Raw genomic sequence first — 15,421 nt, 5'->3', positions numbered from 1 at the left:
CCTGTCGGCTCATGCCGCAACCCAGGCTTCAGCAGCAAGGAGAGAACTCCCCACCATGAAGGTGATCGACAAGGTCCTGCGGATCGGCGAGGGCAAGATCCTGCGTCAGCTCCAGGGCATCGCGAAGATGGTCAACTCGATCGAGGACGACTTCGTCGGCATGTCCGACGAGGAGTTGCGCGGTCAGACCGCGGAGTTCAAGCAGCGGCACGAGAACGGGGAGTCGCTCGACTCGCTGCTGCCGGAGGCGTTCGCGGTGGTCCGGGAGGCGGCCAAGCGGACGCTGCACCAGCGGCCGTACGACGTCCAGGTCATGGGCGGCGCCGCGCTGCACCTGGGCAACATCGCCGAGATGAAGACCGGTGAGGGCAAGACCCTGGTCGCCACCCTGCCGGTGTACCTGAACGCGCTGTCCGGCCGCGGTGTGCACGTGGTCACGGTGAACGACTACCTGGCCAAGTACCAGGCGGAGTGGATGGGCCGGGTGTACCACTTCCTCGGCCTCGACTACGGCGTGATCCTGCCGGAGATGTCGCCGGCCGAGCGACGGGTCGCGTACAGCAAGGACATCACCTACGGCACCAACAACGAGTTCGGCTTCGACTACCTGCGCGACAACATGGCGCAGAGCATCGAGGACTGCGTCCAGCGCGAGCACAACTACGCGGTCGTGGACGAGGTGGACTCGATCCTGGTCGACGAGGCCCGGACCCCGCTGATCATCTCCGGCCCGGCCGAGGACTCGCAGCGCTGGTACGTCGAGATGGCCCGGATCGCCGGCACGCTGAAGCCGCGGATCGCCGACGACAAGGTGCCGGAGGAACAGCGCCCGGTCGCCGACTACGAGGTGGACGAGAAGAAGCGCACCGTCGCGATCCTCGAGCGCGGTATCGAGAAGGTCGAGGACCGGCTCGGGATCGACAACCTCTACGAGTCGGCGAACACCCCGCTGATCAGCTACCTGAACAACGCGCTGAAGGCCAAGGACCTGTTCCGCCGCGACAAGGACTACGTGGTCGTCGACAACGAGGTCCTGATCGTCGACGAGCACACCGGCCGGACGCTGCACGGCCGCCGCTACAACGAGGGTCTGCACCAGGCGATCGAGGCGAAGGAGAACGTCGAGATCAAGGAGGAGTACCAGACCCTCGCGACGATCACGCTGCAGAACTACTTCCGGCTCTACGACAAGCTGTCCGGCATGACCGGTACGGCGATGACCGAGGCGGCCGAGTTCTCCAAGATCTACAAGCTCGGCGTGGTCCCGATCCCGACCAACAAGCCGATGATCCGCAGCGACGAGCGGGACCTGATCTTCCGCACCGAGGACGCCAAGTTCGACGCGGTGGTCAAGGACATCGTCGAGGTGCACCAGACCGGTCAGCCGATCCTGGTCGGCACCACCAGCGTGGAGAAGTCCGAGCGGCTGTCCGCCCAGCTGCGCAAGGAGAACGTCGCGCACGAGGTGCTGAACGCCAAGCAGCACGCGCGAGAGGCGGCGATCGTGGCCGAGGCCGGCCGCAAGGGTGCGGTCACGGTGGCCACCAACATGGCCGGCCGTGGTACCGACATCATCCTCGGCGGGAACCCGGAGTTCCTGGCCGACAAGGAGTTGCGCGCCCGTGGCATCGACCCGGCCGATTCGGTCGAGGAGTACGAGGCGGCGTACCCGACGGTGCTGGAGCAGTTCGAGAAGCAGGTGAAGGACGAGCAGGAGGAGGTCCGCGAGGCGGGCGGCCTGTACGTGCTCGGCACCGAGCGGCACGAGTCCCGCCGGATCGACAACCAGCTGCGCGGCCGGTCCGGCCGGCAGGGTGACCCGGGCCTGTCCCGGTTCTACCTGTCGCTGGAGGACGACCTGATGCGGCTGTTCAAGCGCGAGATGGTCGACTGGGCGATGTCGCGCAACAACGACGACAGCCAGCCGCTGGAGAACAAGGTCGTCACCAAGGCGATCGCGTCAGCACAGTCCCAGGTCGAGGCGCAGAACTTCGAGACCCGGAAGAACATCCTCAAGTACGACGACGTGATGAACCGGCAGCGGCACGTCGTGTACGACGAGCGCCGCCGGGTGCTCGAGGGCGCGGACCTGCGCGAGCAGGTGCAGGACATGCTCGAGGAGACCGTCACCGGGTACGTGCAGGGTGCGACCGCGGACGGGTTCGCCGAGGACTGGGACCTGGACGCGCTGTTCACCGCGCTGAAGACGCTGTACGGGACCGAGGTGACCGAGGACGACCTGATCGAGGAGGCCGGCGGCGAGAAGGCCGGCCTGACGTCGGACTTCCTGATCGAGCGGTTCATCCTCGACGCCAAGGAGGCGTACGAGCAGCGCGAGGAGTTGCTCGGCGAGGAGTCGATGCGTGAGCTCGAGCGCCAGGTCGTGCTGAGCGTGCTGGACCGCAAGTGGCGCGAGCACCTGTACGAGATGGACTACCTGCGTGAGGGCATCGGGCTGCGCGCGATGGCGCAGCGCGACCCGCTGGTCGAGTACCAGCGCGAGGGCTACGACATGTTCGCCGCGATGATGGAGTCGATCAAGGAGGAGTCGGTCGCTTTCATCTTCAACGTCGACGTGAAGGCGATGCAGGAGCAGATGGTGCTCAGCGCCGACGCCGAGGTGGAGCAGGTCGTCGAGGACGAGGACATCCTCACCCCCGGTGCGCCGGTGGCGGAGTTCCCGGGCCGGCTCCAGGACGAGATCCGCCCGCAGGACACGCCGCGGCCCCGGGACACCCCGCGCCTGCAGGTCAAGGGCCTGAGCGAACGGCGCCCGCAGCGGCTGTCGTACTCCGCTCCGACCATCGACGGCGACGACGAGGTCTCGCACCACCAGGAGGGCGACGAGGGTGGCCTGATGTACGCCGGCACCCCGCGCAACGTCGCCTGCCCGTGTGGCTCGGGCAAGAAGTACAAGCGCTGCCACGGCGACCCGCAGTCGGACGTCTACAAGTTCTGACGCCTTGAGAGGGCGTCAGAGTTCTCAGACGCCCTCTTAGAGTTCTGCACAGTGTGGTTCCCGCCTTGGCGGGAGCCACACTGCTGTGGTGGTGTGGTCGCATGTGGCTGAAGGAGCGGTTCGGGCTGGGGGTGCCCGTGGTGGGGGCGCCGATGGCGAACGTGAGCGGCGGAAAGCTGACGGCCGCGATCTCGGCGGCCGGGGGACTCGGGATGCTGGGAGCCGGGTCGGCGGTCACCGCTGACTGGATCCGGACCGAGGGGGCCGTGGCCGCGGCGGGCGGGAATCCGTACGGGATCGGGCTGATGGCCTGGTCGGTGGACGAGCGACCCGAACATCTGGACGCCGTGCTGGAGCTCAAGCCGGCGCTGGTCTCGCTCAGCTTCGGGGACTACACGCCGTACGTCGGGACGCTGCAGAAGGAAGGCATCGTCGTCGCGACCCAGGCGGGGACGGTCGCGGACGCGCGGCAGGCGATCGACGCCGGGGTCGACGTGGTCGTGGCGCGTGGGGCCGAGGCCGGTGGTCATGGCCGGAACGAGGTCGCCACCCTCCCGCTGCTGCAGGCGATCCTCGACCTCACCGATCGCCCGGTGCTCGCGGCCGGCGGTATCTCCGGTCCGCGCGGGCTGGCCGCCGTACTGGCCGCTGGAGCCGCAGGTGGCTGGATCGGTACGGCGTTCCTCACTTGTGTCGAGGCGTTGACGTCGGAGCCGGTTCGCCGGCGGGTGATCGAGGCGGACGAGACCGACACCGTCTACGGCACGGTCTTCGATGCGGCGTCACGCGCGGGCTGGCCGGACGAGTTCGGCGGCCGTGCTCTGCGGAACGACTTCTTCGACAGTTGGGTCGGTCGCGAGGAAGAGCTCAAAACCAAGGACAGTGGGCACGCCGACTACGTCGAGGGCACCCGCGCCGCCGACCCCAGCCGCGCGTCGATCTACGCGGGCCAAGGAGTCGGCGCCATCACCGGCCAACCGACAGCCGCCGAAGTCCTCGAAGGTTTCGCGGGCTACCGCACGTACCTCCAGGCCGCGAGCAACCAATGAACCAGGCGGCCCCGGGCGGCGGGCGGACGACTCTGGCGACTGTCGCCGCAGCGGCCGGGGTGTCGACGGCGACGGTGTCGAAGGTCCTGAACGCACGCCCGGACGTCGGCCACGAGACCCGCGTCCGAGTTGAGCGAGCGCTCGCCGATCACGGGTACGTCCCGCAACGCCAGCGGAGAGCGCGGAAGAAGACGCGGGTCCGAACCGTCGGCCTCGTCTGCGACGACCTGCTCTCGCCGTACACCGTCGAAGTCCTGCGCGGCGTCAGCGGTGCCGCAGCGGAGGCCGAGGTCGACGTGGTGGTCGCCCTGCTCGATGACGTCCTGGGCGGCCCGTCGTCCGATGCCTGGGTACGGCGACTGCGCGTTGCCGGGCACGAAGGGATGATCGTCGTCGCCTGCGAACTCACCGAGGTACAGGGCGCTGCCGTCGACCGTGCCGGTCTGCCTTTGGTGGCGATCGATGCGCTGAGCCTTCCCTCGATCGAGGTGGCCACCGTTGGCGCGACCAACGGGACCGGTGCATTGGGTGCGACCGAACACTTGATCGGGCTGGGTCACGAGCGGATCGCCTTCGTCGGTGGGCCGGAGTCGTCGTCCTGCGGACAGGCCCGGCTGCACGGCTATCTCGCCGCGATGACGAACGCCGGTCTGCCCGTCGACACAGAGCTCATCTCGCACGGCCTCTACATCACCGCGACCGGTGTCGAGGAGGGCCGGCGCCTGCTCGGGCTGGAGCGACCACCGACCGCCGTCCTCGCCGCCAACGATCCGATCGCCATCGGAGTGATCGAAGCGGCCCGGCTGCAGGGACTTGCCGTGCCGGCGGATCTGAGCGTCGTCGGCTTCGACGACACGTTCCTGGCCGAATCGTCGACACCGCCGCTGACCACCGTGCGACAGCCCTTGCAGCAGATGGGGGCCTTCGCGTTCGCGAGCCTGATGCGCCTGGTCGGCGGCCGCGCTTTGGACACGTCCCACATCGAGCTGGCCACCGAGCTCGTCGTCCGGGAATCGACCGCCCGCTTGCTCTAGACAATCCCGCTCTGGGCAACCTGCTCTGGGCAAGAGCCGGGAAGCCGGCGGGAAGGTCCGGGGAAGGCGCTCCTCCTAGCGTCGTCGGCAGTTGTCCACGACGCCGGACGATCCGGCGCGATCAGGGGAGGATTCATGACCACGACGACCGAGAAGCCACGCCGCAACGGCGTGGACACCGCGACGCTCTTCGCCACCCTCGACGCGGTCAAGGGGCAGAACGAGATCGCGAAGTTCCAGTTCAGGGCCAGCAACACCTGGCAGACCGGCACGCACAGTCGCTCGACCGCGTCGGGCTTCTTCGGTGCCATGCAGGAAATGCGCCACAAGTCCGACACCGTGCTCGACTTCGACCACCCGGCGGTCCTGGTCGGCGCAGACAACGGGCCGACACCGGTGGAGTACCTGCTGCACGCGATCGCCGCCTGCCTGACGGCCGGCATCGCCAACATCGCCGCGGCGCGGGGCGTCGAGCTGACCAAGGTCACGTCGACGGTCGACGGCGACATCGACCTGCTCGGGATCCTGGGGCTGTCGGACGGCTCCGTCCGCAACGGCTACGAGCAGATCCGGGTGTCGATCGCCATCGAGGGCGATGCCGACGACGAGACCCTGCGCGGCATCGTCGAGCAGTCCCGGCGCCGTTCGGCCGTGTACGACGTACTCGCCAACCCGACGTCCGTCGTGATCGACGTGGTCACCGGCTGACACGTCCGCCGCAGCCGGGGAGGGGGAGCACGATGCAGACCATCGACACGATCGTGATCGGCGCCGGGCACGCGGGGCTTGCGGTGAGCCGGCTGCTCACCGGGGCCGGTCGCGACCATGTGGTGATCGAGCGGGGCAGGATCGCCGAGCGGTGGCGCGCCGAGCGCTGGGACTCGCTCCGGCTGGTCAATCCGAACTGGATGCTGCGGCTGCCGGGCTGGGAGTACGACGGCCCCGATCCGGACGGGTACCTGAGCGCCGGCCGGTTCGTTCGCCATCTGGTGCAGTACGCCGAATCGTTCGGTGCCCCCGTGGTGTCCGAAGCCACGGTCTTGGAGCTCACCCAAGCGAGCTCCGGGGGCTATCGAGTGGTCACCGATCGCGGCACCTGGCGAGCCCGGAACGTCGTGATCGCGACCGGGCCGCACGGTGCACCTCGGGTGCCGGCCGGACTCGGCGCGGCCGAGGTCCTGACCGCGAACAACTACCGCTCGCCGGGCCGGCTTGCTCCCGGAGGCGTGCTGGTGATCGGCGCCTCGTCGTCCGGTGTGCAGATCGCCGACGAGCTCAACCGCGCCGGCCGCCAGGTACACCTGTCGGTCGGCCGGCACACCAGGATGCCTCGCAGCTACCGCGGCATGGACATCTTCTGGTGGCTGGAATGCATCGGGCGGCTGGCTCGGACGATCGACGACGTACGCGATCCGACGGCTGCCCGGCGGGAGCCGTCGATGCAGTTGATCGGGCACCGGCCGGGAGAGCGGCCGCGCGAGGTCGACCTGCCGACGCTGCAGAAGGCCGGCGTTGGGTTGCTCGGCCGCTTCTACGGTATGGACGGCGGCAGGGCGCTGTTCCGGTCGGACCTGGCCGGCACCGCGGCGACGGCCGATCTGCGGATGCATCGGCTGCTGGACGCGGTGGATGAGTACATCGCGTGCACCGGCCTCACCAGAGAGGTCCCGGCAGGCGTCCGCCCACTCAGCCACGTGGCACCGGCGCAGAGCATCGACCTGTCGATGGCGGGGATCGGGACCGTGCTCGTCGCCACCGGCTATCGGCCCGAGTACCCATGGCTGCGGCTCCCGATCGTCGGTCCTGACGGCCATATCGAGCAGGACCGCGGTATCACCGCCGCTCCTGGTGTGTACGTCGTCGGGCAACGGTTCCAGCACCGACGCGACTCGGGCTTCATCGACGGCGCTCGCCACGACGCCCATACCGTCGTACAGCACCTGCTGAGTGCCTGCTCCGTGGAGTCGGCGCGATGAGTACGACGTACGACATCCTGGTCGTCGGTGGACGGGTGGCAGGTGCCTCGACTGCCATGCTGCTCGCCCGTGCGGGTGCTCGCGTGGCTCTGGTCGAGCGGTCTGCGTACGGCAGCGACACTGTGTCCACTCATGGCCTCATGCGCGCAGGCGTTCTGCAGTTGTCGAGGTGGGGGCTGCTGGACACCCTGACCGCCGCCGGTACACCACCGATCCGCGAAACCACCTTCCACTACAGCGATCGCGAGGCCCAGCAGATCACCATCCGCGCCAAGGGTGGCGTGGGCGCCTTGTACGCACCTCGCCGCCAGGTCCTCGACCGCATCCTCGTCGACGCGGCCGCCGATGCCGGAGCCGACGTACGGCACCGGACGGCAGTCACCACGTTGCTGCGAGACGAGAGCGGACGCGTAGCTGGCGCTCGCGTGCAAGACCGCGCGGGGCGTACTGCGGATCTCCTTGCCAGCTTGACGATCGGCGCCGATGGCATCCGGTCGGCCGTCGCGTCGGCAGTCGACGCTTCCGTCGTACGGCGGGGCGAGTCCCGCAGCGCCATCCTCTATCGGTACTACGCCGGGCTGCGGACTGCGGGGTACGAGTGGGCCTACGCACCTGGTGCGGGGGCCGGCTTCCTGCCCACCAACGAGGAGCTGACCTGCGTCTTCGTTGCGACGACTCCGGCCCGGATGCAAGCTCTGGGCCGCGAGGAAGCCTTCGCGACACTGCTCACTGAGACCGGCCTGGCCGAGCGTGTGTTCTCGGCCGAGCCAGCGAGTCGCTTGCACGGTTGGGCTGGTGCCGCAGGGTTCATCCGCCAGTCCTGGGGTCCTGGCTGGGCGCTGGTTGGGGACGCTGGCTATTACAAGGACCCGATCACCACCCACGGCATGACGGACGGCCTGCGGGACGCCGAGCTGCTGACCGACGCGATCCTCCGGAGCCCATTGGCGCAGTACCAGGCGACGCGGGACCAGCTCTCGCACCGGTTCTTCGACGCCACCGAGAGCGTCGCGTCGTACGCGTGGAGTATGGACGAGGTGCGGCTACTGCTGCGGGAGGTCAGCTCTGCGATGGGCGACGAGGTCGAACACCTGCAGTCGCTGCCGTCAGCCCTGCTTCAGGCACCCGGTGCCGGGCTGTAGCTGGGGCTCGTTCCGGCGCCTACGATCCGAGTTGTGGAGGTCAGCGTTCGGCTGCTGGGCGGGTTCGCCGTCGTCGTCGACGGCACGCCGATTTCCAACGGACGGTGGAGCCGCCGCCAGGCCGCCACGCTGGTCAAGCTGCTCGCGCTGGCGCCCGGCGGCAGGCTGCACCGGGACCGGGTCGTGGATGCGCTGTGGCCGGAGCTCACGCTGGACGCCGCGCTTCCGCGGCTCCACAAGGCCGCTCACTACGCGCGGGCCGTCTTCGATGACCGGGACGCCGTCGTACTGAAGGACGAGGTCGTCGCGCTCTTTCCCGACGCGTGTCTCGAGGTCGACGCCGGGCAGTTCGAAGCGGCCGCCAGGGATGCGCTGGCGAGCGAGCCGCCGTCGCCCGAGCTCTGCGCCACCGCCCTGGACCTGGCCGGTGAGCTGCTGCCGGACGACCTGGCCGAGCCGTGGCTTGACGATCCGCGGGAGCAGCTTCGGCTGCGGGTCCTGCGGCTGCTGCAGTGCGCGGGCCGCTGGGAGGAGCTCCTGGCGATGGATCCCGCGAATGAGGAGGCTCACGTCGAGCTCCTGCGCGAGGCCGTCGTCGCCGGTGATCGAACCACCGGTCTCCGCCGCTTCGACCGGATGGAACGCGCCCTGGCCACCGAGCTCGGCATCTCGCCGGGTCCCGAAGCCGTCGTACTGCGTGAACGCCTGCTGACATCCGCGACCCCGTCGAAGCAGACGGAGTTGGTCGCGGAACCGCAGGCTTCAACTCTGCTTGAGCGGGACGGCGAATTGGCCGTGCTCAGAGGCGCGGCTGGTGCGGCTGTCAGCGACGGCCGTGGTGTGGTCATCCTGGTCTCGGGGGAGGCGGGTGCCGGCAAGACGGCCTTGGTGCAGGCGTTCCTCGACGGGCTGGGGCCTGCGATCAACGTGGCCATCGGTGACTGCGACGACTTGCTGGCGCCGCGCAGCCTCGGTCCGTTCCGCGACATGGCCGAGCACGACGCTGAGCTGGCGGCCGCATTGTCAGCCGATCGGCCGGACGGTGCGCTGCTACGTGTCTTCTCCGAGCGTCCGTCCGTCGTCGTGGTGGAGGACATCCACTGGGCCGACGACGCGACGCTCGACGCGATCCGCTTCCTCGCCCGCAGGTTCCCGGGCATCCCGGCCGTGCTCCTGCTGACGTTCCGGGAGACCGGGGTCGATCCGGGACACCCGCTGCGGCAGCTGCTCGGAAGCCTGACCGGATCCTCGGTACGACGAGTGACGCTGCCGCCCCTGACCGTCGACGCAGTCCGGCAACTCGGGCCGGCCACCGCGAGTCAGGCTGAGGAGATCCATCGGGTCACCCAAGGGAACCCGTTCTTCGTCACCGAAGTGCTCGCGGCCGGCGGGGGTGGTGACGTACCTCAGACTGTCCGGGACGCCGTACTGGCTCGGCTGGGCAAACTCTCGGCTCCGGCGCGAACGTTGGTCGAACGGTTGTCCGTGATCCCGACCCGGGCGGAACGGTGGCTGGCCGAGAGCCTCGCGGAAGGCGATCCGGCGGTACTGATCGAGGCCGAGCGTTCCGGGATGGTCATCGGAGCCGACACGACGGTCGCGTTCCGCCACGAGTTGGCCCGGCGGGCGATCGAGGCCACGCTGACCGCGGGCGAGCGGATCCAGGCCAACCGCGTGGTGGTCGACGTACTCCTCGGGCGTCCTGTGCTGGAGCCCGCTCGGCTGGTGCACCACGCGGAGCGCTGCGGGCGGGTCGACGTCATCCTGGAGCACGGTCCGACCGCCGCGTTCGAAGCCGCCCGACTTGGTGCTCATCGCCAGGCGGTCGGCGTACTGGACGTCGTACTGCGGCATCGCGAACTGCTCGGCTCTGACCAGGCAGCCGACCTGTTCACCCGACGGGCTTACTCGCTGTACGTCGTCAACCGGTTCGAGGCCGCGCTGGAGTCCGCCGAGTGCGCTGTCGGCGCGGCCGAGGCGGCCGGCGATGCGATCCTCCAGGCAGAGGCGTTGATGGTGCTCGCGCGGGTGGCCCTGTTCGCGAGCGGGCCGCTCCGTTCGCGGCGTGCAGCCGAGCAGGCTGCGGACCTGCTGGAGCCGACGGGTGACGAGGCGCGGCTCGCGGCCGCGCTGATCGAGCAGGCCCGTGCACACAGCAACCTGGCGACGATCGGGATCGTCGCCGAGCCGGGCGATCGGGCCGAGGCCTTCGCCGCGCGGGCGTTCGCTATCGGCCAGAGCCTGTGCCGGAGCGATCTGGAGGCGCAGGCCGGGTGCTATCTGGGAGACGCCCGGCTGGCCCGGGGTGACCTGCGCGGTGATGAGGATCTGCGCCGCGCGATCTCGCTGGCTGGGGCGGACAGCCGAGTGGAGACGGTCGTGCGGTGCTACGTGAACGCCGCTGGCGGCGCGTACCGCAGCGGCCGGTTCGACGACGCCGAGAAGTACGTCGCCGCAGGCCTGCGGGCCGCGGCGGACGGTGAGTTCTTCGCCGGCCAGTACCGCCTGCGCCTCACCGCGGCCGCGGTGCAGGCGAGCAGAGGGCAGTGGGACCACGCCATCGCCGCACTCCGTGCCCTGCTGGACAGTCCGGGGGAGCCGGGTGTGATGGCAGCGCTCGCCGGCAGCCTGCTGGCTCGACTTCACGCGCGGCGCGGAGACGCCGCAGCGGGTGACGTGCTGGCGGCGGCGCTGGCCGCCCGCCCGATCGCGGACGATGTCTACGTCGAGGGCACTCTGGCGGTCGCGCGGATCGAGCTCGGGTGGCTGGACGGATCCCTGGGCGACTCCACCGACGAGGCTCGGCTGGCGCTGACCCTCGTCAAGGAGGCGGAACACCGGACGATGCAGGCCGAGCTGTGTGCCTATCTGGGCCGAGCCGGTGTCGATGTCGCTGCTCCGACCGGAGCGCCAGGTCCCTGGGCCGACACTCTCGCCGGACGCTGGGAGGAGGCGGCGACCGCTTGGGCCGCCTTGGGCGATCGCTACGAGCAGGCGGTCGTGCTGGCAACGGCTCCGGACCGCCGGGCACGGGCGCAGGGCCAGGTCCTGCTGCGCGACCTCGGCGCAGCCGGCACGGCCTTCGCGGTCTGAGACATACCACTCGGCCATGTGGTCTTGACGTGCACTGTTTAAACCGGTTTAGATAGGCCTTAAACCGGTTTAAATGCCGCCAGACGAGGTGTCGATGAGCAAGCAGCGGCCGACGATCGCGGATGTCGCGGATCGGGCCGGCGTGTCCAAGGGCGCGGTTTCGTTCGCGCTGAACGGGCGGCCGGGTCTGGCGCAGGCGACCGTCGACAAGATCCTCGCCGCCGCCGACGAGCTCGGCTGGCGGCCGAGCAACCGGGCCCGCTCGCTGTCGGTCTCGAAGGCGTTCGCCCTCGGTCTGGTGATCACCCGGGACCCGGACGTGCTGTCCTCGGACCCGTTCTTCCCGGCCTTCATCGCCGGCGTCGAGAGCGTCCTGTCCTCGCGGGGGCAGGCGCTGGTCCTGCAGGTCGTCACGGCCGGCGAGGAAGAGGAGGCCGGCTACCGGCGGCTGGCGCAGGACGCCCGGGTGGACGGGGTGTTCCTGTCCGACCTCCGGCACGACGATCCCCGGATTCCCTTGCTCAAGGAGCTGGGCCTGCCCGCCGTCACGCTGAACCGGCCCGACGGGACGTCGCCGTTCCCCGCTGTCATCCTGGACGACCGGCCCGGGACCGCCGCGGTCGTCGAGCACCTGGTCGAGCTCGGCCACACCCGGATCGCGCACGTCGCCGGTCCGCCCGCGTTCGTGCACGCGACCGCCCGGTCCACCGCACTGCTCTCAACGCTCGCCGCTGCCGGCCTGGAGCCGGTCGCGGTGGAAACCAGCGACTTCACCGCCGCTGGTGGGATCGAAGCCACCCGGCGGCTGCTCACCCTGCCGCAGCCGCCGACCGCGATCGTCTACGCCAACGACCGGATGGCGATCGCCGGCCTGGGTGCCGCCCAGGCTGCCGGGCTCACCGTGCCCGACGACCTGAGCATCGCCGGCTTCGACGACAGTGAACTGGCCGAGTACGTCCACCCCGGCCTGACCACTGTCCGCGCCGATCCGTTCGCCTTCGGAGAGGCCGCGGCCCGAACCCTCAACCTGGTCGTCGACGGCGCCACCGACGTCCCCGACGCCGAGTTGCCACCGGCGCAACTCGTCGTACGGCGCTCCACCGGCGCGCCACCATCACTGGGGTCCCCTTCCCCTGCCTAGCTGGAGGAACATCATGAAGTTGCAAGCTGGATTGCTGGCGCTGGTACTGGCCGGCTCCCTCGCCGCGTGTGGCGACAGTGGCGGTGGCTCTGGTGACGCCGACGCCGCTGCCTCGGCCCGCGGGCCGATCAGCATCTGGTACTCGAACAACGCCGAAGAAGTGGCCTGGGGCAAGCAGATGGTCACGGCCTGGAACGCGGCGCACGCGGACCAGAAGATCACCGCGCAGGAGATCCCGACCGGGAAGAGCTCCGAGGAGGTCATCGGCGCCGCGATCACGGCGGGCAACGCGCCCTGCCTGATCTTCAACACCTCGCCCGCCTCGGTCTCGCAGTTCCAGAAGCAGGGCGGCCTGGTGCCGCTGGACACCTTCCCCGACGGCAAGCAGTACATCGAAGACCGCTCCGGTGACATCGCGCAGCAGTACAAGTCCTCCGACGGCAAGTACTACCAGCTGCCCTGGAAGTCGAACCCGGTGATGATCTTCTACAACAAGAAGGCGTTCGCGAAGGCCGGTATCGACACCACCAAGCCGCCGCTGGCGACGTACGACGAGTTCCTCGCCACCGCCCGCAAGGTGGTCGCGGCGAAGGCGGCGAAGTTCGCCATCTACCCGGCGCCGAGCAACGAGTTCTACCAGTCCTGGTTCGACTTCTACCCGCTGTTCGCGGCCGAGACCGGCGGCAAGCAGTTGGTGGAGGACAGCAAGGCGCAGTTCAACTCCGACGAGGGCAAGAAGGTCGCCGCCTTCTGGCGGACCATGTACGCCGACAAGCTCGCCTCGCAGGAGAAGTACACCGGCGACGCGTTCGTCGACGGCACCGCCGCGATGGCCGTGGTCGGTCCGTGGGCGATCGCGACGTACAAGGGCAAGGTCGACTGGGGTGTCGTCCCGGTGCCGACCTCGAGCGCCAAGCCGGCGAACGAGATCCACACCTTCAGCGACGCGAAGAACGTCGCGATGTACTCGGCCTGCAAGAACCGTGGGACCGCCTGGGACGTGCTGAAGTTCGCCACCAGTCAGGAGCAGGACGGCAAGTTCCTGACCGCGACCGGGCAGATGCCGCTGCGCAAGGACGTCGCGACCGCGTACCCGGACTACTTCGCGAAGAACCCCGACTACAAGGTGTTCGCCGACCAGGCCGCCCGGACCGTCGAGGTGCCGAACGTGCCGAACTCGATCACCATCTGGCAGACCTTCCGCGACGCCTACTCCAAGTCGGTCATCTTCGGTCAGCAGGATCCGAACGAGGCCCTCGACGGCGCCGCCCAGAAGGTCGATGAACTCGCCAAGCAGTCATGAGACGAGGTCCGGTCACCCGATTTCTGGGTGAGCACCCGATCGGCACGGTGTTCGTCACGCCGTACGTCGTGTTCCTGGCCGCGGTGTTCGCGTACCCGCTGGGGTTCGCGGTGTACATGTCGTTCCACGACTACTTCTTCACGGCGCCGGGCGCGGTCGTGGACCGGCCGTTCGTCGGGTTCGAGAACTACGTCACGGTGTTGTCGGATCCGGCCGTACGGCGGGCGTTCGCGAACGTGCTGGTCTTCCTGGTGATCAACGTGCCGCTGACCGTCGTGCTGTCGCTGGGGTTGTCGACCGCGCTGAACTCGGCGATCCGGTGGCGGACGTTCTTCCGGGTCAGCTACTACGTGCCGTACGTGACCGCGAGCGTCGCCGTGGTCGGGGTGTGGCTGTTCCTGTTCAACTCGAACGGGCTGGTCAACTCCATCCTCGGCCCGCTCGCGCCGGACCCGTCCTGGCTGGTGAACTCGAAGCTGGCGATGCCGACGATCGCGGTCTACGTGACCTGGAAACAGCTCGGGTTCTTCATCCTGCTGTACCTCGCCGCCTTGCAGAACGTCTCGAAGGACCTCTACGAGGCGGCGTCGATGGACGGCGCCGGGCGGTGGAGGTCGTTCCTCAACGTCACTGTGCCCGGCGTCCGGCCGGCCACCACGCTGGTCGTCCTCGTCGCCACGGTGACCGGGGCGAACCTGTTCACCGAGCCGTACCTGCTGACCGGCGGTGGTGGGCCTGACGGGGCGTCCGCGTCGCCGGTGCTGATCATGTATCAACGCGGGATCGAGCAGGGCAATCCGGATGTCGGTTCCGCGATCGGCGTACTGCTGGTGATCGGCGTCCTCATCATCGCCTTGATCGAACGGCGTTTCGTCGGGAGGGAAGACTGATGCGGCTGCGTTTCGTCGGCCTGCTGATCGGGGCCTTCGTGTTCCTGTTTCCCTTCTACTACATGCTGATCGGCAGCCTGCAGGCCGAGCCGGATCCGACCGTTGCCGGGGCGTTCCCCGAACCGGGGAACCTGACCCTGCACAACTACGGCGAGATCGACAAGGCGATCAACCTCGGCCGGTCGCTGGTCAACTCCGGCATCTTCACCGGTGGCGTGATCCTCGGGACACTGGTCTTCGGTGTCCTCGCGGGGTACGCGCTGGCCCGGCTGCAGTTCCGCGGCCGGGGGCTGGTGTTCAACCTGATGCTGCTGATCCAGGTCGTGCCGTTCCAGTTGCTGACCATCCCGCTGTACGTGCTGATCGTGCGCAGCTACGGGCTGGCGGACTCCTACGGCGGCATGATCCTGCCGTTCCTGATCAACTCGACCGCGGTGTTCGTGTTCCGGCAGTACTTCCTGCAGTTGCCGGCCGAACTGTTCGACGCGGCCCGGATCGACGGTGCGTCCGAGCTCAGCATCCTGTGGCGGATCGCCGTACCGCTGGTGAAGCCCGCGCTGCTGACCGGTGTCCTGCTGACGTTCATCGGGCCGTGGAACGAGTTCCTCTGGCCGTTCCTGATCACCAAGCAGCAGGACCTGCAACCGCTGGCGGTCTCACTGTCGAACTACCTGACCACTGTGTCGGCGCGGGCGGCGAACCCGTTCGGCGCCGTACTCGCGGGGGCGTGTGTGCTGGCCGCGCCCGCGGTGGCCCTGTTCCTGATCTTCCAGCGCCGCTTCATCTCGGCGAACATCTCGTCCGGGGTCAAAGGCTAATCCTGAAAGGTTTTGT

At 68.9% G+C, this 15,421-nt stretch carries 11 protein-coding genes; all 11 read left to right on the top strand.

Annotated elements, in window-relative coordinates; translation table 11 throughout:
• Positions 1-55 precede the first annotated feature (55 nt).
• The 11 genes from secA to E0H73_RS06805 all read left to right on the top strand — a co-directional run bounded on the left by secA (position 56) and on the right by E0H73_RS06805 (position 15,405).
• Entirely contained in the window at positions 56-2,959 is a 2,904-nt protein-coding gene (secA, locus tag E0H73_RS06855) for a preprotein translocase subunit SecA (RefSeq protein ID WP_131352646.1), read from the top strand.
• A gap of 101 nt (positions 2,960-3,060) precedes the next feature.
• On the top strand, positions 3,061-4,008 hold the full coding sequence (locus tag E0H73_RS06850) for an NAD(P)H-dependent flavin oxidoreductase (RefSeq protein WP_131352645.1): 948 nt from the start codon (positions 3,061-3,063) through the stop codon (positions 4,006-4,008).
• Positions 4,005-5,042 carry a LacI family DNA-binding transcriptional regulator gene (locus E0H73_RS06845; protein ID WP_131352644.1) on the top strand — a complete coding sequence of 346 codons (1,038 nt, stop codon included), beginning with the start codon at positions 4,005-4,007 and terminating at the stop codon, positions 5,040-5,042. Before E0H73_RS06850 ends, E0H73_RS06845 begins: the two co-directional genes overlap by 4 nt.
• A 135-nt stretch (positions 5,043-5,177) precedes the next feature.
• Positions 5,178-5,750, top strand: coding sequence for an OsmC family protein (locus E0H73_RS06840; protein WP_131352643.1), 573 nt, complete (start codon positions 5,178-5,180; stop codon positions 5,748-5,750).
• A 32-nt stretch (positions 5,751-5,782) separates the two neighbouring features.
• Positions 5,783-7,018 carry an NAD(P)-binding domain-containing protein gene (locus E0H73_RS06835; protein ID WP_131352642.1) on the top strand — a complete coding sequence of 412 codons (1,236 nt, stop codon included), beginning with the start codon at positions 5,783-5,785 and terminating at the stop codon, positions 7,016-7,018.
• Entirely contained in the window at positions 7,015-8,160 is a 1,146-nt protein-coding gene (locus E0H73_RS06830) for an NAD(P)/FAD-dependent oxidoreductase (RefSeq protein WP_131352641.1), read from the top strand. Before E0H73_RS06835 ends, E0H73_RS06830 begins: the two co-directional genes overlap by 4 nt.
• Positions 8,161-8,193: 33 nt before the next feature.
• On the top strand, positions 8,194-11,253 hold the full coding sequence (locus tag E0H73_RS06825) for an ATP-binding protein (protein ID WP_131352640.1): 3,060 nt from the start codon (positions 8,194-8,196) through the stop codon (positions 11,251-11,253).
• Positions 11,254-11,347: 94 nt separating this feature from the next.
• The gene (locus E0H73_RS06820) at positions 11,348-12,394 is read left to right on the top strand and encodes a LacI family DNA-binding transcriptional regulator (protein WP_131352639.1); all 1,047 of its coding nucleotides are present in this window, start codon (positions 11,348-11,350) and stop codon (positions 12,392-12,394) included.
• A 13-nt stretch (positions 12,395-12,407) separates the two neighbouring features.
• A complete protein-coding gene (locus tag E0H73_RS06815; protein ID WP_131352638.1) occupies positions 12,408-13,697 on the top strand; it encodes an extracellular solute-binding protein in 1,290 nt (429 codons plus the stop codon).
• Positions 13,694-14,587, top strand: coding sequence for a carbohydrate ABC transporter permease (locus E0H73_RS06810; protein WP_131352637.1), 894 nt, complete (start codon positions 13,694-13,696; stop codon positions 14,585-14,587). The genes E0H73_RS06815 and E0H73_RS06810 overlap by 4 nt, the downstream gene beginning before the upstream one ends.
• Positions 14,587-15,405 (top strand): carbohydrate ABC transporter permease, encoded by an 819-nt coding sequence (locus tag E0H73_RS06805; protein WP_131352636.1) that lies wholly within the window; start codon positions 14,587-14,589, stop codon positions 15,403-15,405. Before E0H73_RS06810 ends, E0H73_RS06805 begins: the two co-directional genes overlap by 1 nt.
• The last annotated feature ends 16 nt before the right edge of the window (positions 15,406-15,421 follow it).

The organism is Kribbella pittospori (assembly GCF_004331465.1).
Lineage (GTDB): Bacteria > Actinomycetota > Actinomycetes > Propionibacteriales > Kribbellaceae > Kribbella > Kribbella pittospori.
Note: the sequence above shows the minus strand (reverse complement) of the source record. Positions and strands in the feature narration are given on the sequence as shown.

Bases quoted from the DNA above. Each gene is read 5' to 3' on its own strand.
- E0H73_RS06830 (WP_131352641.1), top strand. From the start codon at position 7,015: ATGAGTACGACGTACGACATCCTGGTCGTCGGTGGACGGGTGGCAGGT.
- E0H73_RS06845 (WP_131352644.1), top strand. From the start codon at position 4,005: ATGAACCAGGCGGCCCCGGGCGGCGGGCGGACGACTCTGGCGACTGTC.
- secA (WP_131352646.1), top strand. From the start codon at position 56: ATGAAGGTGATCGACAAGGTCCTGCGGATCGGCGAGGGCAAGATCCTG.
- E0H73_RS06815 (WP_131352638.1), top strand. From the start codon at position 12,408: ATGAAGTTGCAAGCTGGATTGCTGGCGCTGGTACTGGCCGGCTCCCTC.
- E0H73_RS06850 (WP_131352645.1), top strand. From the start codon at position 3,061: ATGTGGCTGAAGGAGCGGTTCGGGCTGGGGGTGCCCGTGGTGGGGGCG.
- E0H73_RS06820 (WP_131352639.1), top strand. From the start codon at position 11,348: ATGAGCAAGCAGCGGCCGACGATCGCGGATGTCGCGGATCGGGCCGGC.
- E0H73_RS06835 (WP_131352642.1), top strand. From the start codon at position 5,783: ATGCAGACCATCGACACGATCGTGATCGGCGCCGGGCACGCGGGGCTT.
- E0H73_RS06810 (WP_131352637.1), top strand. From the start codon at position 13,694: ATGAGACGAGGTCCGGTCACCCGATTTCTGGGTGAGCACCCGATCGGC.
- E0H73_RS06840 (WP_131352643.1), top strand. From the start codon at position 5,178: ATGACCACGACGACCGAGAAGCCACGCCGCAACGGCGTGGACACCGCG.
- E0H73_RS06805 (WP_131352636.1), top strand. From the start codon at position 14,587: ATGCGGCTGCGTTTCGTCGGCCTGCTGATCGGGGCCTTCGTGTTCCTG.